The organism is Pantoea sp. X-Soil-OKNW-556, from assembly GCF_059730695.1.
In genome coordinates this window covers 2013822-2033158 of the sequence record NZ_AP035990.1, presented here as the reverse complement: position 1 = coordinate 2033158, position 19337 = coordinate 2013822, and the positions used below count along the sequence as shown (strand labels likewise).

Sequence of the window (19337 nt, the reverse complement as noted above, 5' to 3'; positions counted from 1 at the left end):
CACGCCTGCTGCTGAGCAATGCAACGCGAGAAGGACTTTTCTGCCGCAGCCGCCGGGAAGCCGATGATGGCGCATAATGTTGCGCGATAAATCGCGCCACTACCGTTGGGTAACGGGTTGTCGGATGGGATTTGTCGCGCGTTGATACGCCAGGTACACGGTTGGTAGCGGCGTGATTTATCACGCAGGATTTGTCAGTTTTGCGCGGGTGGTTGTCAGCAATGGGCGAGCCTGCACCACCGGGTTTCGGCAACACTGACCGCAGAACATAAGGAGAATCCCAATGCTTACCCAACCCGCTGAAAAATATCGCCCTTACCCGGTTATCAACTTACCCGAACGTCAGTGGCCATCACGCCAGCTGACTCAGGCACCGCGCTGGCTGTCGACCGATCTGCGTGACGGTAATCAGGCGTTAGCCACGCCGATGGACAGCGCGCGCAAGCTGGAATTCTGGCAACTGCTGCTGCGCTGCGGCTTTAAAGAGATCGAAGTGGCGTTTCCGGCCGCCTCGCAAACCGACTTCGACTTTGTGCGCCTGCTGATTGAACAACGTCATATCCCTGACGATGTGGCCATTCAGGTGTTGACCCAGGCGCGTGCCGATTTGATTGATCGCACCTTTGAAGCGCTGCGTGGGGCGCCCCGCGCCATCATCCATCTGTACAACGCTACCGCCCCGCTGTTCCGTGAACGCGTGTTTCGCCAGAGCAAGGCCGAGATTATCGAGCTGGCCTGCGCGGCGGCTCGACAGATCCGCGCACGCTGCGCCAGCCAGGGCGATACTGCCTGGACCTTCCAGTACTCACCGGAAACGTTCTGCTTTACCGAACCGGAATTTGCGCTGGAGATTTGTGAAGCGGTGGCGGCAATCTGGCAACCCAATGCGCAAAGGCCGATGATCATTAACCTGCCTGCCACCGTGGAGGTGAACACCCCCAACGTGTATGCCGACCAGATTGAATATTTCTGCCGTCACTTTAGCCAGCGTTCACAGGTGAGCATCAGCGTCCATCCGCATAACGATCGCGGCACCGGTATCGCCTGTGCCGAGCTGGCGCTGCTGGCCGGAGCCGATCGTGTGGAGGGATGCCTGTTTGGCAATGGTGAGCGTACCGGTAACGTCGATTTGGTCACGCTGGCGCTGAACCTCTATACCCAGGGCGTCGCCCCGCAGCTCGATTTCAGTGATATTCAGCAGGTGCTGGAAGTGGTGACGCGCTGCAATCAGTTGCCGGTGCATCCACGTCATCCTTATGCCGGGGAGCTGGTGTTTACCGCGTTTTCCGGTTCGCATCAGGATGCGATTCGCAAAGGTTTTGCCGAGCGTGCACAGCGCGAGGAAATTTTCTGGCAGATGCCCTACCTGCCGCTCGATCCCGCCGATATCGGTTGCAGCTATGAGGCGGTGATTCGGGTGAACAGCCAATCTGGCAAAGGCGGTGCCGCCTGGCTGCTGGAACAGAATCACGGTCTGCAACTGCCGCGCGGTCTGCAACAGGATTTCAGCCGTATCGTGCAGCAACAGACCGATGCGCACGGTCAGGAGATGACCCATCACGCCCTGTGGCAATTGTTTTGTGAACACTACGGCTTGACCCACCCGGCGCGTCGCTTGCTGGAAGCAGAGAGCCACAGCGATGAATCCGGTGAAACGCGACTGAAAGCCCGTGTGCAGCAAGGCGCGCAGCAGATCAGTGTGGAGGGTAAAGGCAACGGTTTGCTGTCAGCGGCGGTGGCGGCACTGCGCCAGCGTTATGGCCTGACGCTGAGCATTGAGGATTATCACGAACATACGCTCGGCAAACGCAGCGACAGTCGTTCGGTCACCTATCTCAGCTGCCTCAACACGCGTGGCGAACGCGCCTGGGGGGTAGGTATCGATAATGACGTGGCGCGCGCCTCATTGCAGGCGTTGCTCAATGCCGCCCACGCTTTTCTGCCGCAGGAAAGTAGTTCGCTGGCGTAACACCCAGCAAACGGCGAAACATCGCGCTGAAGGCGCTCGGACTGTCGTAACCCAGATCGAGTGCCACCGCCAGCACCGAATCGCCCTGCGCCAGTCGTGTCAGGGCGACGCCAAGACGGGCGCGCCGCACCCAGTCGCTGAACTGTAAACCCGTTTCGCGACTGAAGTGGCGCGCCAGAGTGCGCTCCGCGACGCACAATTCCGCCGCCGCCCGCGCCAGCGTCCAGTTTTCACCGGGTTGCTGCTGGATCTGCTGGCACAGCGTTAACAAGCGTGCGCTCTCCGGCCACGGCAGGCCGAACGGCAGCACATCCATCACCCGAATTTCATCCAGAATTAACTCGTAGATGCGCTCGGCACGGCTGCCTGCTTGATAGCTTTCGGGCAGATCGATGGCGCTGACAATCAGTTCACGCAGCAATGGCGAGATCTGCACCACCTGACAACTGGCGGGCAGGTCAGCACGCGCCAGCGGATCAACAAACACCGTGCGCGCCGCCACCTGACCGGTAATCTGCAACGCATGGCGCGTACCCGCAGGCAACCAGACGCCCCGGCTGGGCGGCACGATCCAACTGCCGTGCTGCGTCTCCACCTTCACCACGCCGCTCAGGGTATGAATCAATTGCGCGCAGTCGTGGTGATGCCACGGCTCCACCGCGCCGTGCGCATAATCATGGGCGTACGGCACCAGCGGACGGCTGGCAAAACTGAAGTTCAGCACCGCAGTCATCGGGTTAGCGCTTCAGGAACTGATAAACCGCCGCCAGATCCTGCTCGCCGTAACCCGCATCCACCGCTTGCTGCCAGACCTCGACGATATTTTCCAGCGCCGGCAATTTGGCTTCACCCGCCGCATCCAGCGCCAGACGGGCATCTTTCAGCGCCCAGATCAGGTGCATCTGCGGGGTGAAGTCCTGGCTGGCAATCATGCCGAGTTTCATTTTGGCGTAAGGCGCCGCCAGCGGGCCACCGTCCAGCACTTTCCACAGATCGTCGGTGGTGAAACCAAACTGCTCCGCCAGACGGGTACTCTCCGCCAGGCTCTGCATCAGACCAATCAACCAGCTGTTCACCACCAGCTTCATACGCGAACTGGCACCGGCCTCACCCAGCCATTGGGTGCCCTTGCCAATCGCCGCAAATACCTGTTCCGCTGCGGCGGCTTTGCTCTGGTCGCCGCTCGCCATCACCAGAATCTGCGCGTTTTCTGCCGGGGCCTTGGTGCCCGACACCGGGGCATCGATAAACACCACATCCGGGCGAGAGGCCGCCAGTTCCGCGATTAACGCATCTGTCGCTTCGACACCGATGGTGCCCATCTGGCACAGGGTAGCGCCCTGCTTCAATGCGCCCTGCGCGTCTTGTACCACCTGGCGAGTCGTCTCACCGTCAGACAGCATGGCGATCACCACATCTGCGCCGTCCACCGCCTGGATGGCACTGTCACCCAGCATCAGCCCGGCTGACAATAAATCTTCGCCACGGGCGCGGGTACGGTTCCAACCGCGTACCACAAAGCCTTTTTTCAGCAGGTTGGCAGCAAAAGCATGCCCCATTGCGCCCAGTCCTAACACCGCTACCACAGGTTGCTGACTCATCTTCTTTCCCTTCTCTGATTTGGCATAAACACGCTAGCCTGACAGGAATTGTGGTCCACAGCCAGGCCAGAGGTGCGATGAAAACATTTTTTAACTTGCCGCTGGCACATCCTCAGCCAGGCGCTGCTGCACCGCCGCCAGAAACAGGCGCAAGGCCGCAGGCTGGCGATCGCGTGACATATACAGACCATAGATACCCAGCGTTTTGGGCGTAAAGTCTGGCATCAAACGTTGTAACTGCCCGCTGTTGATCGCCGCACGTGCCTCCATCTCCGGCACCATCGCCACACCACAACCGGCGCTGGCCGCATCGCACAACACCGAAGAGATGCCGGCACTGAAATTACCGCTGATGGTGGTGGTGATCACCTCACCGTTGCGGTCATTAAATTGCCAGCGTTGCCCGGCAAAACGGCTGTAGTGCAGGCAATTATGCTGTGTCAGGTCCTGCGGGGTTTGCGGGGTGCCGTACTGCTGCAAATACGCCGGTGATGCGCACACCACCGACACACATTCGCCGAGGCGACGCGCAATTGCGCCTGGTTCAGGATCGTTAGTGATGCGCACCGCCAGATCGATGCGCTCCCCGACCAGACTCACGGGCTGATTGTTAATCTCCAGTTCAATGCGCAGCGCCGGGTAGCGGGCCAAAAACGCCGGGATCATCGGCCCCAGAATATGGGTGGCAGTGGAGTGCGCACAGGCCACACGCAGGATGCCCTGCACGTCGCGTTGTGTGCCTTGATCGGCAATGTCCTCAGCGAGTCGCGCCAGTGCACGGCTTTTTTCGAGGATTTTTTCTCCGGCCGGGGTAATGGTCAGACGGCGCGAAGAACGATGCAGTAAACGCGCTCCGGCCCACTTCTCCATCTCATCCAGGTAGCGACTTACCATCGGCCGCGAAATATCCAGCGCCCGCGCCGCCGCACTCAGGCTCCCCAGTTCGCAGATACGATTAAATACCGTTGCCGCCGTCACTCTGTCCATATCCGCCCCATCTGATCGTTTTATGAAACTGACCATCTCTGATTGCGGGAATTCTAACAGACCCAGATTTCCCTACAATGAGGCTTTTAGTGACGGCAGGCTGCCGCTTAAAGGAATATGTGATGAAAATGAAGAAATTACCGTTATGTTTGCTGCTGACCGCAGGCCCGGTATTGGCCGCACCACTGCACCTTGAGGTCTACAACCCGCAGGAACAGGGGTTGTTCCCGGTGTCTTCAACCCTGGTGTCTGGCCCACATGAAGCAATATTGTTTGATGCGCAGTTCAGCCCGAAAGATGGCGAAAAACTGGTGGAGATGATTAAAGCCAGCGGCAAAAAGTTGACGCAGATTGTTATTACCTCGGGCGATCCTGACTTCTATTTTGGTCTGGAATCGATTGTTAAAGCCTTCCCACAGGTAAAAGTCGTGGCCTCGCCGCTGGTGGTGGAACATATCGACGCCACCAAACAGGCCAAGCTGCAATATTGGGGACCGAAAATGCCGGGTGGTGCCCCCACGCAATTAATTGTGCCACAGACAACTTATCAGACCGGTTTCAGCGTCGATGGCGAACGTATTGAATTACGTCACGCCGGGGATAAATCCGCTTATGTCTGGATTCCGGCAAACCGGGCGATTCTCGGCGGTACTGCGGTGGCGGCTGGCATTCACGTCTGGACGGCAGATACCCAAACCCCCGCCAGTCGCGAGCAGTGGCGGAGCGTACTGCGTGAAATACAGCAGTTAAAACCGAAAGTGGTGATTCCGGGTCATTATATTGGCCCCCGCCCGCGTGGCGACGAGGCGGTGACCTTCACGCTGAATTATCTGCAAAAATTTGAAGCCGCGCTGGCAGAGAAGAAAGGTTCGGTGGCAGTGATTGAGACGATGAAAGCCGCTTACCCCAATTTGCCGGACGAAAGCTCGCTGGCGTTGAGCGCGAAGGTGAATAGCGGCGAGATGAAGTGGTGATGAGGTTGGCTGCCTGCTCTGAGACATTGTCAGAAAGGCGGCCAACTTTGGCAGAACGCGCCGTATTTATGTCAGAAAAAACGCTGAAAAAAAGTATCAATCGGCTATTCTTGTTGCTGGAGTAAAAATGACCACTTGCTGTATACGTTAAGCAAGGTGAGAAATAACAGGAACTGAGAATCAATTAGCTAATGGAGGGCATTATGATAATTATTTCCGGTACAGGTATACTCAGTCAAAAAATTGAAAAAAAACCACTCACCTACTAAATTCTCACTGACAATAAACAACACAACCGACAAAACAATTTCCTCTAATTCCTGAATAATGGAAAACCATCTCAACGCTTCACATATTAATCCGGGTGATTCTTCAAAGAAGAAAGTGAGCTACGATAAAAGTATAAATAAAATCTGGTACTACGATAAAACCATGCCTGTGGAGCACATGCATACGCAAACTGGATATCTTGCTTCCACCATCTCGTCGAGAGCTAACTCTGTTGCCAGAGAAACCTTGAAGACAGCCAATAAATCACCTTCTGCTGAATCTCAGTCATCGCTACGGAAATCATCCTTTTAAAGAAATCACGCACACTGATTTTCGTATCCCTATCGCGACACGTTCGTAATCTGAGATAAAATAGCCGCTCGGTTTAAAGCGGCTATTTATAAATACCGGGCGAACCCCTTTCTTTTATTTCAACAGTACCCGCGTCGTGAGGTTAACTCAGTCTTAAAATGACCTCAGGATTGTCTTAGTTCCCATTGCAGAAAAAATACCGGGATATAATTATGATGCGGGGAGCCTCCCGTGCTTAATCAGGTTAAATAAATGGACGCTGACGTTGCTTTCTACGAAATATCTGACCCTGCGACCCTTTATCACGGCATCCTGACAGAAATACCCGGTAATGATGGATACCGTTCAATAATAATTAAAGATTTACGGATACGAATCGCTGAAGATAAGAAGAGAAAATTCAATTCCTTGCGTATACACGAGGCGGTTTTTCTCAACATAGCGGGAGAGCAGTTTAAATTTTATAAATCGATGTCCAACCAGATAGAACACGTCCTGACAACCTATCCATAGTACTCCCGCCCCCGCAGATGTGTTCACCGTCCCTGCTATTCCCCTGACGGTAACAGCCTTTTATTGGGCAAATAGCTTAAAATGTAATGCCAGCCTGGGTAAAAACTATTAACATATGTCTCATTATGTTCCAACCGGTTCATTTCCTTTCATTTATTACGGTCTTTCATAATGAAAATAGCTTTACTGCGCCAGGCGCTGTGGCTGGCGCTGCCTGCGGTGTTTCCGTTGCCACTGCTGGCCGCTGATGATGCCAGCAACACCTTGGTGGTCAGTGCCACTCCCGACAGTTCCGGTTTATCTGAACTCGATACGCCTGCGGCGGTCAGCGTCGTCTCCGGCGACGATATGCGTCACGCGGCCCCGCGCGTTAACCTGTCAGAAAATCTGATGGGCGTGCCGGGCATGCAAATTCAGAACCGCCAGAACTATGCCCAGGACCTGCAAATCTCGGTGCGCGGTTTTGGTTCGCGTTCCACCTATGGCCTGCGTGGCATCCGCATGTATGTCGACGGCATTCCCGCCACCATGCCGGACGGCCAGGGTCAGACCTCCAACGTTGATATCGGCTCGATTGACCATGTTGAAGTGCTGCGCGGTCCCTTCTCGGCGCTGTACGGTAACTCGTCCGGTGGGGTGATCAACGTAGACACCCAAACCGGGCAGCAGCCCACCACGCTGGAAGCCAGCACCTGGTACGGCAGCTATGGCAGTTGGCGCAACAGCGTCAAAGCCAGTGGCGCGACGGGCGATGGCACCCATGCCGGTGACGTCAACTACACCATTTCAGCCTCACGCTTTACCACCCACGGCTATCGCGATCACAGCTCAGCAGAAAAGAACCTCGGCAACGCCAAGCTCGGCGTACGCATTGATGATGTCAGCACCCTGACGCTGCTGTTCAACAGCGTGCATGTCGATGCACAGGATCCCGGCGGTTTAACCCAGGCGCAATGGGAGCAGAACCCGCGTCAGGTGGTCAGCAACGTCAGCCTGTACAATGCGCGTAAAACCGTCGATCAGACCCAGGGCGGCCTGCATTATCAGCGCCAGATGAGTGAAAACGACGACCTGAGCGTGATGATGTATGCCGGGGTACGCGAAACCACGCAGTATCAGTCGATTCCGGCAAGCTCGCAGACCAGCCCAGCCCATCCGGGCGGCGTAATCTCCCTGACCCGCCATTATCAGGGCATCGATACCCGCTGGACGCATCGCGATACGCTGTTCACCATCCCGGTAACGCTGACCGGCGGTCTTGATTATGAAACCATGACTGAACGCCGCAAAGGCTACGAGAACTTCACCACCAGTAACGGCGTCACCGATTACGGCGTGATGGGGGATATGCGTCGTAATGAACGCAATCTGATGTGGAACCTTGATCCTTACGTGCAAACCGCGTGGCAGCTAACCGATAAATGGTCGTTGGATGCCGGTGTGCGTTTCAGCACCGTCAATTTCGACTCCAACGATTTCTACATCACCTCCGGCAACGGCGACGACAGCGGCAACGCGCGTTACCACCGCTGGCTGCCTGCCGCGTCGTTGAAATACGCCATTGATGATAGCTGGAATGCTTATGTCTCTGCGGGGCGTGGTTTCGAAACCCCGACCATCAATGAGTTGTCCTACCGTTCTGACGGCCAGTCCGGCCTTAACCTCGGTCTGAAACCGGCCACCAGCGACACGATCGAACTGGGTAGCAAAAAACGCATTGGTTACGGCCTGCTCACTGCTGCCATTTTCCAGACCGATACGGATAACGAAATCGTTGCGGATAGCAGCAGCAACGGGCGCACCAGCTACAAAAATGCCGGACAAACCCGTCGTCGTGGTCTTGAGCTGGGCCTTGATCAGCAATTTGGCGAAGACTGGCGTGTGAAGGCTGCCTGGACGCTGCTCGATGCACGCTACCGCAGCAACGCCTGTGGCACCGAGAGCTGTGACGGCAACCGCATTCCGGGGATCGCGCGCAGCATGGCGTATGCCGGTCTGTCTTATGCGCCGGATCTGGGCTGGTATGCCGGAGCCGATGTGCGTTATATGAGCGACATCGCCGCCGATGATGAAAACGATGTGAAAGCCCCGGCATACACCGTGGTGGGCCTGAACAGTGGTTATAAGTGGCTGATTAAAGAGAGCTGGACGCTGGATCTGTTTGGTCGCGTCGATAACCTGTTCGACCGCAACTACATCGGTTCGGTGATCGTTAACGAGAGTAATGGCCGCTATTACGAACCGGCGCCGGGTCGTAACTACAGCGTCGGCCTGACCGTGAGCTACGCGTTCCAGTAATTAAAAAAACAAAGCCCTGTCAGACATGATGTTTGGCAGGGCTTTTTTTATGCTTAGATATAGCCTCAATGCGGAGGATATGTGTATCTCCGCCCTCACGTTGATAGAAATTGAAAAAGGTATCCTTAAATTTGCGCGTAAAGATCCGACGCAGGCCCACCGTTTGCAGCGCTGGTATCAAGAACGGGTGCTGATTGAATTTGCCTGGAGGACGTTGGATATTGACAGCGCTGTCTGCCGCCTGTGCGCCCGGCGACGGATGCGTTAATTGCCACTACGGCGATTCATCATGACATGGTTCTGGTAACGCGTAATGTGCGAGATTTTACCGGGAGGGGTTGATGCTGTTGAATCCGTGGGATTAGCGCGATAAATCGCGCCGCTACAAGCGTGTGTGGTAAATCGCGCCGCTACGAGCGGGGGTGGTAAATCGTAGCGGCGCGATTCATCGCGCAATGTTTATTAACCCAACAGCGCCAACACATCCTCGGTTGAACCGGTTTCGCCCAGGCGCGGGAAAATACGCTCCACGCTGTTCTGATGGGTATCCGCATTCAGGCAGGTCATGGCGTCTGTCGCCAGCGTGACGTTGTAACCGAGTTCATACGCCTGACGCGCGGTAGACTCCACACCGATGCTGGTCGCGATACCGCACACCACCACCTGAGTGACACCGCGTTGTTGCAGCTGCTCATGCAGACCGGTGTTGTGGAAGGCACCCCAGGTTTTCTTGGTCACGCTAATGTCGCCCGGTTGTGGGGTCATTTCCGGCACCAGTACCGCCCAGTCAGCCGGCAGTTCACCGCTATGACGCGCCTGCTCGTTACGGCCTGGCGCACCACCCGCCACATTCACCAGCACCACCGGCAGATCGTGCGCACGGAAGGCATCAGTAAGACGCTGACAACGCTCAATCACCACTTTCGGGTCGTGCACCACAGGCAGCGCCACGATCCCATGTTGCAGGTCAATCACAATCAGGGCGGTTTTTGCATCTAAAGTTGTTACAGCCATCTCGGGTCCTCTCAGGATTATTGGTCGGCAAGTCGTTGCAGTAAGGGAATGGCCGCCAGCAGCGTCTGCTGTTCCTGCGGGTTGAGCGTCGCCATGCTGCGTACCAGCCAGTCATCACGCTGGGCACGATTGGCCGCCACCAGCGCGCGGCAGGCTTTCGTAGGATGGTAGCGCGTTTTGCGACCATCGTGCGGGTCAGCTTCGCCCAGCACCATCCCGGCCGTGACCAGGCTGGCAACGGTTGCGCCCATCGACTGGGTTCGCACCCCTTCTGCCGCCGCCAGTTCGGTTATCGTCATGGCACCATCACGCACCAGATAACCGAGTACTGCAACTTGCGACCAGGTGAGGTCACCCGGCGGGGCCGATTCGCGCAAACGGCGTCCCAGTTTGCCGTTGACGCTACGCAGCAACGCGGCGGCGCTGTTCAGATCGCTCATAGCGACGTCTCCCTTACAATGAAAAGCGAGTATATAAATACGAAGGCAAACTGTGTAGTTTACCTTCGTATCAATTTGTAAGCCTTACGCCCGATGCGGATAGTGGATCAGGCTATGAAAACGCAGCGGCGTGCTAAGAGGATTACGGTAGCTGTGCGGTTTATCACCGGCAAACTGGCTGGCTTGTCCGGGTTGCAGACGACGCCAGGTGCCCTCAACGCCCAGTAACAACTCGCCCTCCAGCACCACCACCTGCTCAATCACCCCTGTTTCGTGCGGTGAAGAATCACTTTGCGCGCCGGGGGCCAGCGTCACTTCCAGCAGGTCAAATCGCAGCTGCGCGTCGTAGGGCAGCAGCGATTTTGCCAGCATTTGCGCATTGCTCTGGCTAAAGGTGGCAGCGGCGCCGGGTGGCTGCTCGCTCCCCTGAATAAAGAACGAAAACGGCACGTTGAAGCCAGTGGCAATTTTCCACAGGGTCGCCACGGTCGGGCTGGACTCGCCGCGTTCGATTTGGCCAAGCATCGCCTTGCTGACGCCGGTGCGTTCCGCCGCCAGCGTCAGACTCCAGCCATTGGCCTGACGCAACTGTTTCAACGCCAGGCTCAGATGTTGATGCAGATTTTCCATAGGATCTCCAGACAAGCTCGCGCGCAGTGTATCACTTGTGCGCTATAGCGTCCCATGCCACAATGTGCGTTATAACGCACAACCGGAACACCTGCTATGATCACCACCGCCCCGCGCAGCACCTTTTCACTCCCCATACTGATTTCAGGGTTTATTGCCGTGCTGGTGGGTTACAGCAGTTCAGCTGCGATTATTTTTCAGGCGGCGCAGGCTGCCGGTGCCTCTCCGGCACAAATTGGCGGCTGGCTCTCAATGCTGGGTATTGGCATGGGCGTTGCCTCGCTCGGGTTATCGCTGTGGACCAGAATGCCTATTCTGGCCGCCTGGTCGACACCCGGCGCAGCGCTGCTGGCGACCAGTCTGCACGGCCTGACCCTTAATGAAGTGATTGGCGTGTTTGTCTTTACCAACGCCTTGATTGTGCTGAGTGGCGTCACTGGCCTGTTTGCGCGCCTGATGAACCATATTCCGCAGTCGCTGGCCGCCGCGATGCTGGCGGGGATCCTGCTGCGCTTCGGCCTGAATACCTTTACCGGTTTACAGGGTAATTTTGCGCTGTGCGGCTGCATGTGCCTGGTGTGGTTGCTGAGTCGTCGCTGGTTACCGCGTTATGCGATTATCCTCGCGTTGGTCACCGGGGTGCTGGTGGCGCTTGGGCAACACAGCATTCATTTCCCGCCGCAGTCACTGAGCCTCAGCGTGCCGCAGTGGATTACCCCCCACTTCTCGCTGACCGCCCTGATTGGCGTCGGCCTGCCCTATTTTCTGGTGACGATGGCGTCGCAAAATGCCCCCGGCATCGCCACCTTGCAGGCGCACGGTTATCAGCCGCCGATTTCGGCACTGACCAGTTGGACCGGGCTGCTGGCACTGGTGCTGTCGCCCTTTGGTGGCTTTTCCGTCTGTATTGCCGCCATCACCGCCGCCATCTGTATGGGTGAAGAGGTCGATCCCGATCCCAAACAACGCTGGATGGCCTCAGCGCTGGCCGGTTTCTTCTATCTGCTCACCGGGCTAACCGGCGCGCTGATTGCGGTGCTGTTCAGCGCGCTGCCGCAGGTGTTGATTGCCACGCTGGCCGGTCTGGCGCTGCTGGCGACGCTGTCCGGTAGCCTGCATCGCGCGCTGGCGGAACCGCAACTGCGTGATAGCGCGGTGGTGGCGTTTCTGATTACCGCCAGCGGCGTGTCGCTGCTGGGTATCGGCGCTGCCTTCTGGGGACTGGTCGGCGGGATGCTGACGCATCTGGTGCTGATGCCGCGCGCACGCGGTTAAATTTTCTACAACTCATCCTCCAGCCGGGGAAAACCGCCCTGTTTTCCCCCTTATTTCCGCCGTTTGATTTGCCCTTATTTGGCTTAAGATCACCAAAATCGATTTTTTCTGCCTCAGACATTCACCGATAAGGGCCAACGAGTGGCAAAAACTTTTCTGCGCAGCGGCAATCTTGACGCGGTTCTGGCACTGGGTGAGAACGGCCAGCCCGTCTGGGCTTCTGCTCTGCAAATTCGCGAAACCTTGCGGCTACGCCGCCAAACCATGCTGGCGAACTGTCTCGCCATCCCACAACCCAATGAACGCGGTGATCGCCTCGACTGGTACGCCCCCTTTAGCGGCAAAGTCCGTTCATGGCTGGCGGCCAGCGATCACGAACGTCGTCAGGCGCTGGAACAACTCACCCTCAATCAACAGGATTTGCAGGCGCTGAGCCTGCGCGCGCGTGAGGCAGAAAACCCGGCGATGCGGTTGTTTGGTGCGCTGCTGAGTAAAACCCTGCAATTCCCCGATCAGCAATACGTCTATCTGGTGGATGGCAAACCGGTGATTACCTTCTGGGGCTTTGTCGATCCGCAGGCCCGCTCGCGTGATGACGCACTGGCCTGTCTGCGTGACAGCCTTGACGAGCAACTGCCGTCGCTGTTGCCGGAACCGCCGCCGGTGGTGGACACACCGATTGTGCTGGCCGAACCGGAAGTCGAACCGGAGGAGCCGATCATTGAGCCTGAGCCGGAAGAGAGCGAACCCGAACCGGTAATCGCCGCCGTCCAGCCCCCTGCCGCCAGCAAATCCCTGCGCCCGTGGTTGCTGCTGATCCCGGTAGCGCTGGCTGCCGCCGCAGGAACCGCCTGGTGGTTGCACAGCACCCCGCAAGCCGCGGCCCCCGTGGCGGCCGCTGCGCCCGCTCCGGTTGTCAGCCAGCCGATCGCGCCACCGCCGGTGTTTGCGCAGGCGGAAAAACTGGCTACCACCCTGCCGCAGGCCAGCGCCACCGTGACCGCGCCGCCGCCCGCAGCGCCCGTCGCGCCTGCGGTGGTTGAGGTTGCTGCGCCGGTGCCTACCGCGCCAGCCAAAGCCGATGATCTGGTGATCACCGCCGAAGACGTGCGCGTCGGTTCGGTACGTTTCCTGGATGGTCGCTGGCGCGTCACCCTGCGTCAGACCAACCTGCCAACCGGTAAACCGCCGAGTCTGCGTTATCAGATTAAAAACGGCAAAGGCACAGCGCTGATTACCCAGGGCGATGGCATTCGCTGCAAGGCCGATGTCACCGCCGCCATGACCAGCGCTGGCACCATGGTGGTTCGCAGCCGCTATACCGCCAGCTGTAGCGATAAATCACGCTACCGCATGCCGGAACTGGTGTGTAAACAAGGCGATGGTATCGCCAGCTGTGACGCGCAATATGGCGCGGATCAGGTTTTCCCGTTGACGATTAAGCGTGAGAGTAAGTAACCATGTTAGCGCCCCTCATCGATGACAAACAAAGAATCACGCTGATTGAAGATAGCGGTGTGCAATTTCTCGACTTCGGCCTGCGTCTGCCTTCATTACAGGCGCGCCGTCAGTTTGTACGCCAGACGGCAAACGGCCCGCTGCTGCGCCTTAACATTGACGGCAACAGCGGCAAGTTTCTGCTCTACCCCGAAGATGGCAGCGCACCGGAAGTGGTGCGCCCGGAATCGGATATCGCGCTGGCCGACTCCCTGACGTTGCTGGCGAATCAATGGTTACCGCTGCCGGTGTTGCGTTGCACCAGTGGTCGTCGCTTTATTGGTGGACCGGAAAACTGGGCGCGTCTGCGTCTGGCTCCCCTGTCCCAACCCGATGCGGCGGGCAATACCCACCGTATCACCCTCGCCTTCGATACCCGCCTGGTGGCGGAGAACGACGGTGGCGAGCAGCTTGGCCTGAGCCAGGCCGATGCGCAAAACGGCGTCAGCTTTGCCCTCGCCTGGCATAATTATGAACTGGGTGAATTTCTTGACCTGACCTGGGTTGATGGCTGGCTGCGTGAAACCTTCAGCCAGCAGGTTACCGCACTGGAATCACGCCGCGAGCAAGAGTTGGTGCAGGCGCTGCGCGAGTTTGAGTACCAGGCGCATTACCTCAATGTGCTGGAGTTGCTGGGCGAACAGCTTGATCTGGCGGAGATCGCCATTCAGGCCGCGTCGCTGCAATCTCCGGCGGTGAATGTCGATATCATTCTCGATGTTGGCAACTCACACACCTGCGGCATCCTGGTGGAAGATCACGCCGAGGAGAGCAACGGCCTGCGCCAGACTTATGAGCTGCAACTGCGTGACCTGTCTGAACCGCATCAGGTGTATAACGAATTGTTCGACAGCCGCCTGGAGTTTGCCGAACCCCGCTTCGGCAAGGCCAATTTCTCGCTGGAGAGTGGTCGCGAAAATGCCTTTATGTGGCCGTCGCTGACGCGTGTGGGCCGCGAGGCCAGCCGTCTGGCGCTGTTGCGTGCTGGTACCGAAGGCAGCACCGGCCTTTCCAGCCCGCGTCGTTATCTGTGGGATGAAGCCCGTTATCAGCCCGGCTGGCGTTTCAATGCCAACGGCAGCGGTGATGAAACCCAGGCGACCGCCTTGCCCTTTACCCTGCTGCTGAATGATGAAGGCCAGCCGCTGCACGCGCTGGCTGAGGATGAGCGCCTGCCGGTGTTCTCCGCCAGCTACAGCCGCAGTTCGCTAATGACCTTTATGCTGTGCGAACTGCTGGCACAGGCGATGATGCAGATGAACAGCGTCGCTCAACGTCAGCGCATGCCGCAAAGCCAGGCCCCGCGTCAACTGCGTCATGTGATCCTTACGCTGCCCTCGGCCATGCCAAAACCGGAACGGGAAATTTTCCGTCGTCGTATGCAGGAAGCCATCGCGCTGGTGTGGAAAGCGGAAGGCTGGCATCCGGCCGAAGACGCGTTTTCCGCCGCGACTCTGGCGAAAAGCCTGCGCCCGGTGCCGGATGTGCAGATGGAGTGGGACGAAGCCACCTGCGGCCAGATGGTGTGGTTGTTCAACGAAACGCAGGTCAACTTTGCCGGTCGCGCAGAGGATTTCTTCACCAGCATGGCCCGCCCGGATCGCCCGCGTGACGCTGATGAACTGCCGGGTAAGAGCCTGCGCATCGCCTCCATCGATATTGGCGGCGGCACCACCGACCTCGCGATTACCCAATATCGCCTCGACGACGGCCAGGGTAATAACGTCAAAATCACCCCACGCCTGTTGTTCCGCGAAGGCTTCAAGGTGGCCGGGGACGACATTCTGCTGGATGTGATTCAGCTATGGGTCCTGCCTGCGTTGCAGCAAAGCTTGCAGAAAGCCGGTCTGACCTTGCCGGAACCGCTGATGAATAAACTGTTCGGCCATGACAGCCGCATGGACGGACAAGCCACTCTGCGCCAGCAGGTGACGTTGCAGCTGTTTATCCCGCTGGCGCAGGCGGTGCTGGAACGTTATGAAAACTGGGACCCGCTCGACAGCTACAGCGAGATCAACGCGCTGTTTGGCGAACTGGTACCACAAAAGCCCAGCAATGCCGTGCTGGCATTTATCAACGGTGAAATCCAGCGCACCCTCGGCGGCGACAGCCGTTTCGATCTGCTGGAGGTGCCGCTGGTGGTCAGCCTCGCGCAATTGCATGGCGAGTTCCTGCAACACCGTATGGCGATCATCCCGGCGTTGCGCGCCATGTGCGAAGTGGTGTCGCTCTATCAATGCGACGTGCTGCTGCTGACCGGTCGCCCGTCACGCTTCCCTGGCATCCAGGCGCTGGTGCGTCATCTGCAACCGTTACCGGGCAGCCGCATTCTTTCGCTGGAGGGGTATCACACCAGCGACTGGTATCCGTTCAACAAACAGGGACGCATTGATAACCCGAAATCCACCGCAGCCGTCGGTGCCATGCTGTGTCTGCTGGCGCTCGATCTGCGTCTCAGCAGCTTCTGGTTCCGCGCCGGTGATTTTGAACCTTACTCCACCATTCGCTACCTCGGCGTGCTGGATGAAACGCAGGCGCTGAGCGATGACAACCTGTGCTACAGCGAGATCGATCTCGACAGCCACAGCTTTGCGCTGGACCGCAAAAGCAGCTTCCGCATTCGCGGCAACGTCTGCCTTGGCTTCCGCCAACTGGAGAACGATCGCTGGCCCGCATCGCCCCTTTACAGCCTGAGCATTATCGATCCACAACTGGCGCGTAAAGTCGCCGGGGAAAGCGTGCTGCGCATCAAGCTGGCGGTGCAACCTGGCCCGGATAACGCCGGACCGGAACGTCTGGTGCTGAGCGATGCGCGTCTCGACGACGGCAGCCGCGTGCCTCTGGAACAACTGAGCCTGAAACTGAATACGCTTTCCGCCACGGGCAATGCGAATGCGCAATACTGGATCGACAGCGGGAGCGTCTGCAAAAAATGAGAACCGCAAAAAAACAACCACAGGCCACGCTGGCCAAACGTCTCAGTCTGCTCCAGGAAACCCTTGATGGTGCTCTGAATTGGGTTGAAAACCAGCAGGCTCACTCCACGCGTCTGAGCATGGAAGGCGACACCCTGAGTCTGCAACTGCGCCGTGCCAGAGTGGAGAGCCACGCGCTGGCGCGCCAGCTCGCGCGCCCCGTGACGCTGGCGTTGTTTGGTCAGTCACAGGCGGGCAAAGCCTGGTTATTGAGCGAGATGGTGGGTGATGCCCAGGGACAGTTGATGACCACCCCTGGCGACAAAACCTTTAACTATTTCCAGCATATCAATCCCGGCAACCTCGATTTCGCCATCGCCACACGTTTTAGTCACCAGCGCGAAACGGCCTCCAACGCCTGGCCGCTGGAGATGACATTGCTGAGCGAGGTTGAGCTGATCCGTCTGATGTTGGCCTGCGCCACCCCGGAATTACAGCCGGACACCACGGCTCTCGACAGCGCGCTACAACGTTTACAGCGGCATCGCCAAAGTGACATCCAGCCAGGTCTGGAAAGCGATGCGTTGGTCACTTTATGGGCGTGGAGTCGCCGCCATCACCGTCACGCCGAGGTGCTGGATCGTCATTTCTGGCCGCAGGCCATTAGCCTCGCTCCGTGGCTGAATGTTGACGACCGCGTACAGTTGTTCGCCTTGCTGTGGCCGGGCCAAAACTCATTAAGCGAAAGCCTGCGCAGCCTGATGCATTTGCGCCATCAGTTACGTCATGCCCCACGGGTCATGGCCCCACTCAGCCTGTTGGTGGATGACACGTCACTGCCCGCCGAGAAGTTGATTGGCAGCGATGCCGACTTGCAGGAGATGATTGAGGTGTGCCCGGTGGTCGCGAACCGGGTGGGTAAAGCGCAGCAGGTGCCCCTGGGTCTGCTGGCGTTGCTGACACTGGAAATCACCATTCCGCTTAGCTCGACGCCACGCCAGGCGTTATATGATGAGGCCGATATGCTGGAGCTGCCCGCGCCGGGTACCCCAGCCGATCGTGGCCAACAGGAGGAGCGCCACCGTCTGCAAACGCGAGATGCGCTGCGCGCCACCTTACTGGAACAGAAACGCGCCTTGCTGCCAGGTTGGTACGCTGCGCGTCAGGATATCGACCTGCTGTTGATCTGTACCGCCGCCAGCCAGCGTCAGGACGCCGATCTCGCCAGCCAGGCGCTGCGCGAGTGGCATCTGCATCAACCGGTACCGGCCAGCGGAGAGAAGCCGCGGCTGATCTGGGCCATCACCCCTTATGATGCACGTCATCAGCAGATCAACGTCGATGAAGCGGTACAACGCCAGATTGGTCAGCCGGGTCAGAGCTGGGGGTCGATGCTGGCGCTGGATCGCGCCGGAGTGGATCGGATGGGCAGTTGGTTGCAGGATGAAATGCAGCCGGATGCGCGCCGTGATCGTCTGGCGTCGCAACTGAGTACGCTGCAACATACCCTGGTGGATCGTCTGCAACCCTGGACCGAAGCCAGCGCTTCGCCAGAGCAAGCGGCGCGTAAGCAAAGCATTGCCGACACCTTACTGAAATGCCTGCAACATCGCACCGGCCTGCACGGCGAATTGCTGGAGCGTTTACAACCGTCGCGTGAGGCGGTGCGTCAATTGTGGCTGAGCCAGAGCAACAGCGGCACGCAGCATAAAGTCGCCAGCGCAGCCGCAGAGCAAAGCTATTTCGGCATCGGTTTTGAATTTGATCTGTTTAAAGATGAACCGGTGGCAGCGGCAGAACCGCGCAATCACGGCGGTCAGCGCGATCAGCAATTTCCGCACCTGGTCTTCGCCCTGTGGCTGGATCATCTGCGTCAGTTGCCGGAGAGCCGGAGTCTGCTGGCGCTGCTCAACGTCGATAAACCGACGCTGGAGTTGTTGGTGGAGGAGTTAATTACCGCCAGCTTCCGTCACAACATGCTGAACACCTTGCAGACGGCGCTGAACGAGCCGGAGGCGCAGGCCAGCGCGCATGAGGCGCGCACCGATCGTCAGGTGTCCCGCGCGATGACGGTGTTGGGGGACTTTGTTGCCTGGCTGGGCTTTTTGCAGCGCCCGGAGAGCGAACGTCCGGCCAGCCGCGTCAATCGTGGCCAGACGATCTTCGCCCGTCCACCCGCCCCGAGCGTCAATTTCTCGTCCGGCCAACGTCTGACGCGTCTCTCTGCCGCCCCGGCTAACCACACGGCCTACTATATCTACGACTGGCTGGTGGGGCTGAACAGCGTGATTGTGGAGAACAACGGCTATACCGGCGGCGGCGATTTACCTGCCGCCGCCCGCCAGACACTGGCGATGATGCTACTGGCGTTGCACGCTTAATCACGCACCAGGCGCAGTTCACCCTCGAGCTGCGCCACCGCCTCTTCCAGCAGCGCCAGCACGGGCGCGAATTCCACGTTGCTCTCATCAACATGGCGCAAATGCAGGGTTGCTGGCAGCGCCATACCGCCTGTCAGCCAATCCCACAACGCATCAAGATTGTTACCAAAGGCGAACGGGCAGTGGCTCTGCCGCACCAGCGCAGCATAAAACGCCTCGCGGTCGGGCAGTTGCCGGAAATCAAAGGTCAGGTTCAGCATC

At 58.3% G+C, this 19337-nt stretch carries 15 protein-coding genes; 8 read left to right on the top strand and 7 right to left on the bottom strand.

The window, feature by feature from the left end; genetic code table 11:
• Positions 1-283 precede the first annotated feature (283 nt).
• Positions 284-1969: a 2-isopropylmalate synthase gene (leuA, locus tag AC6I8T_RS09425; protein ID WP_208725388.1), complete on the top strand. Its 1686-nt coding sequence runs from the start codon at positions 284-286 to the stop codon at positions 1967-1969.
• On the opposite strand, the gene AC6I8T_RS09420 is transcribed toward leuA, so the two are convergent.
• The 3 genes from AC6I8T_RS09420 to AC6I8T_RS09410 form a co-directional block, all read right to left on the bottom strand.
• Entirely contained in the window at positions 1920-2702 is a 783-nt protein-coding gene (locus tag AC6I8T_RS09420) for an AraC family transcriptional regulator (RefSeq protein ID WP_021186482.1), read from the bottom strand. The genes leuA and AC6I8T_RS09420 overlap by 50 nt on opposite strands.
• A 4-nt stretch (positions 2703-2706) precedes the next feature.
• Positions 2707-3570, bottom strand: a complete 864-nt coding sequence (locus tag AC6I8T_RS09415) for an NAD(P)-dependent oxidoreductase (RefSeq protein ID WP_021186483.1) — start codon at positions 3568-3570, stop codon at positions 2707-2709.
• Between the two features lie 90 nt (positions 3571-3660).
• Positions 3661-4557: a LysR family transcriptional regulator gene (locus AC6I8T_RS09410; protein WP_208725387.1), complete on the bottom strand. Its 897-nt coding sequence runs from the start codon at positions 4555-4557 to the stop codon at positions 3661-3663.
• A 122-nt stretch (positions 4558-4679) separates the two neighbouring features.
• On the opposite strand from AC6I8T_RS09410, the gene AC6I8T_RS09405 reads away from it, so the two are divergent.
• The 3 genes from AC6I8T_RS09405 (at position 4680) to AC6I8T_RS09395 (ending at position 9192) form a co-directional block, all read left to right on the top strand.
• The gene (locus AC6I8T_RS09405) at positions 4680-5531 is read left to right on the top strand and encodes a Vmh family MBL fold metallo-hydrolase (protein ID WP_497833740.1); all 852 of its coding nucleotides are present in this window, start codon (positions 4680-4682) and stop codon (positions 5529-5531) included.
• 1266 nt (positions 5532-6797) lie between these two features.
• The gene (gene pqqU / locus AC6I8T_RS09400) at positions 6798-8924 is read left to right on the top strand and encodes a TonB-dependent receptor PqqU (protein WP_497833739.1); all 2127 of its coding nucleotides are present in this window, start codon (positions 6798-6800) and stop codon (positions 8922-8924) included.
• Positions 8925-8973: 49 nt separating this feature from the next.
• Positions 8974-9192: a PIN domain-containing protein gene (locus tag AC6I8T_RS09395; protein ID WP_303464394.1), complete on the top strand. Its 219-nt coding sequence runs from the start codon at positions 8974-8976 to the stop codon at positions 9190-9192.
• A gap of 194 nt (positions 9193-9386) precedes the next feature.
• Here the strand turns inward: AC6I8T_RS09395 and AC6I8T_RS09390 are convergent, their stop codons facing one another.
• The 3 genes from AC6I8T_RS09390 to AC6I8T_RS09380 all read right to left on the bottom strand — a co-directional run bounded on the left by AC6I8T_RS09390 (position 9387) and on the right by AC6I8T_RS09380 (position 11008).
• On the bottom strand, positions 9387-9938 hold the full coding sequence (locus AC6I8T_RS09390) for an isochorismatase family protein (protein ID WP_021185156.1): 552 nt from the start codon (positions 9936-9938) through the stop codon (positions 9387-9389).
• Positions 9939-9955: 17 nt separating this feature from the next.
• Positions 9956-10378 carry a MarR family winged helix-turn-helix transcriptional regulator gene (locus AC6I8T_RS09385; protein WP_021185157.1) on the bottom strand — a complete coding sequence of 141 codons (423 nt, stop codon included), beginning with the start codon at positions 10376-10378 and terminating at the stop codon, positions 9956-9958.
• Positions 10379-10462: 84 nt separating this feature from the next.
• Entirely contained in the window at positions 10463-11008 is a 546-nt protein-coding gene (locus tag AC6I8T_RS09380) for a helix-turn-helix domain-containing protein (protein ID WP_021185158.1), read from the bottom strand.
• 96 nt (positions 11009-11104) lie between these two features.
• On the opposite strand from AC6I8T_RS09380, the gene AC6I8T_RS09375 reads away from it, so the two are divergent.
• The 4 genes from AC6I8T_RS09375 (at position 11105) to AC6I8T_RS09360 (ending at position 19076) form a co-directional block, all read left to right on the top strand.
• Entirely contained in the window at positions 11105-12283 is a 1179-nt protein-coding gene (locus tag AC6I8T_RS09375; RefSeq protein WP_497833738.1) for a benzoate/H(+) symporter BenE family transporter, read from the top strand.
• Between the two features lie 141 nt (positions 12284-12424).
• Complete coding sequence (locus tag AC6I8T_RS09370) at positions 12425-13741, top strand: SrfA family protein (protein ID WP_497833737.1); 1317 nt, start codon at positions 12425-12427, stop codon at positions 13739-13741.
• A gap of 2 nt (positions 13742-13743) precedes the next feature.
• Positions 13744-16716: a virulence factor SrfB gene (locus AC6I8T_RS09365; protein WP_208725382.1), complete on the top strand. Its 2973-nt coding sequence runs from the start codon at positions 13744-13746 to the stop codon at positions 16714-16716.
• Positions 16713-19076: a virulence factor SrfC family protein gene (locus AC6I8T_RS09360; protein ID WP_497833736.1), complete on the top strand. Its 2364-nt coding sequence runs from the start codon at positions 16713-16715 to the stop codon at positions 19074-19076. Before AC6I8T_RS09365 ends, AC6I8T_RS09360 begins: the two co-directional genes overlap by 4 nt.
• On the opposite strand, the gene AC6I8T_RS09355 is transcribed toward AC6I8T_RS09360, so the two are convergent.
• Positions 19073-19336 carry a barstar family protein gene (locus AC6I8T_RS09355; protein WP_036626964.1) on the bottom strand — a complete coding sequence of 88 codons (264 nt, stop codon included), beginning with the start codon at positions 19334-19336 and terminating at the stop codon, positions 19073-19075. The genes AC6I8T_RS09360 and AC6I8T_RS09355 overlap by 4 nt on opposite strands.
• Position 19337 lies beyond the last annotated feature (1 nt).

Coding starts and splice junctions, on each gene's coding strand:
- leuA (WP_208725388.1), top strand. CDS start 284: ATGCTTACCCAACCCGCTGAAAAATATCGCCCTTACCCGGTTATCAAC.
- AC6I8T_RS09420 (WP_021186482.1), bottom strand. CDS start 2,702: ATGACTGCGGTGCTGAACTTCAGTTTTGCCAGCCGTCCGCTGGTGCCG.
- AC6I8T_RS09415 (WP_021186483.1), bottom strand. CDS start 3,570: ATGAGTCAGCAACCTGTGGTAGCGGTGTTAGGACTGGGCGCAATGGGG.
- AC6I8T_RS09410 (WP_208725387.1), bottom strand. CDS start 4,557: ATGGACAGAGTGACGGCGGCAACGGTATTTAATCGTATCTGCGAACTG.
- AC6I8T_RS09405 (WP_497833740.1), top strand. CDS start 4,680: ATGAAAATGAAGAAATTACCGTTATGTTTGCTGCTGACCGCAGGCCCG.
- pqqU (WP_497833739.1), top strand. CDS start 6,798: ATGAAAATAGCTTTACTGCGCCAGGCGCTGTGGCTGGCGCTGCCTGCG.
- AC6I8T_RS09395 (WP_303464394.1), top strand. CDS start 8,974: ATGCTTAGATATAGCCTCAATGCGGAGGATATGTGTATCTCCGCCCTC.
- AC6I8T_RS09390 (WP_021185156.1), bottom strand. CDS start 9,938: ATGGCTGTAACAACTTTAGATGCAAAAACCGCCCTGATTGTGATTGAC.
- AC6I8T_RS09385 (WP_021185157.1), bottom strand. CDS start 10,378: ATGAGCGATCTGAACAGCGCCGCCGCGTTGCTGCGTAGCGTCAACGGC.
- AC6I8T_RS09380 (WP_021185158.1), bottom strand. CDS start 11,008: ATGGAAAATCTGCATCAACATCTGAGCCTGGCGTTGAAACAGTTGCGT.
- AC6I8T_RS09375 (WP_497833738.1), top strand. CDS start 11,105: ATGATCACCACCGCCCCGCGCAGCACCTTTTCACTCCCCATACTGATT.
- AC6I8T_RS09365 (WP_208725382.1), top strand. CDS start 13,744: ATGTTAGCGCCCCTCATCGATGACAAACAAAGAATCACGCTGATTGAA.
- AC6I8T_RS09360 (WP_497833736.1), top strand. CDS start 16,713: ATGAGAACCGCAAAAAAACAACCACAGGCCACGCTGGCCAAACGTCTC.
- AC6I8T_RS09355 (WP_036626964.1), bottom strand. CDS start 19,336: ATGCTGAACCTGACCTTTGATTTCCGGCAACTGCCCGACCGCGAGGCG.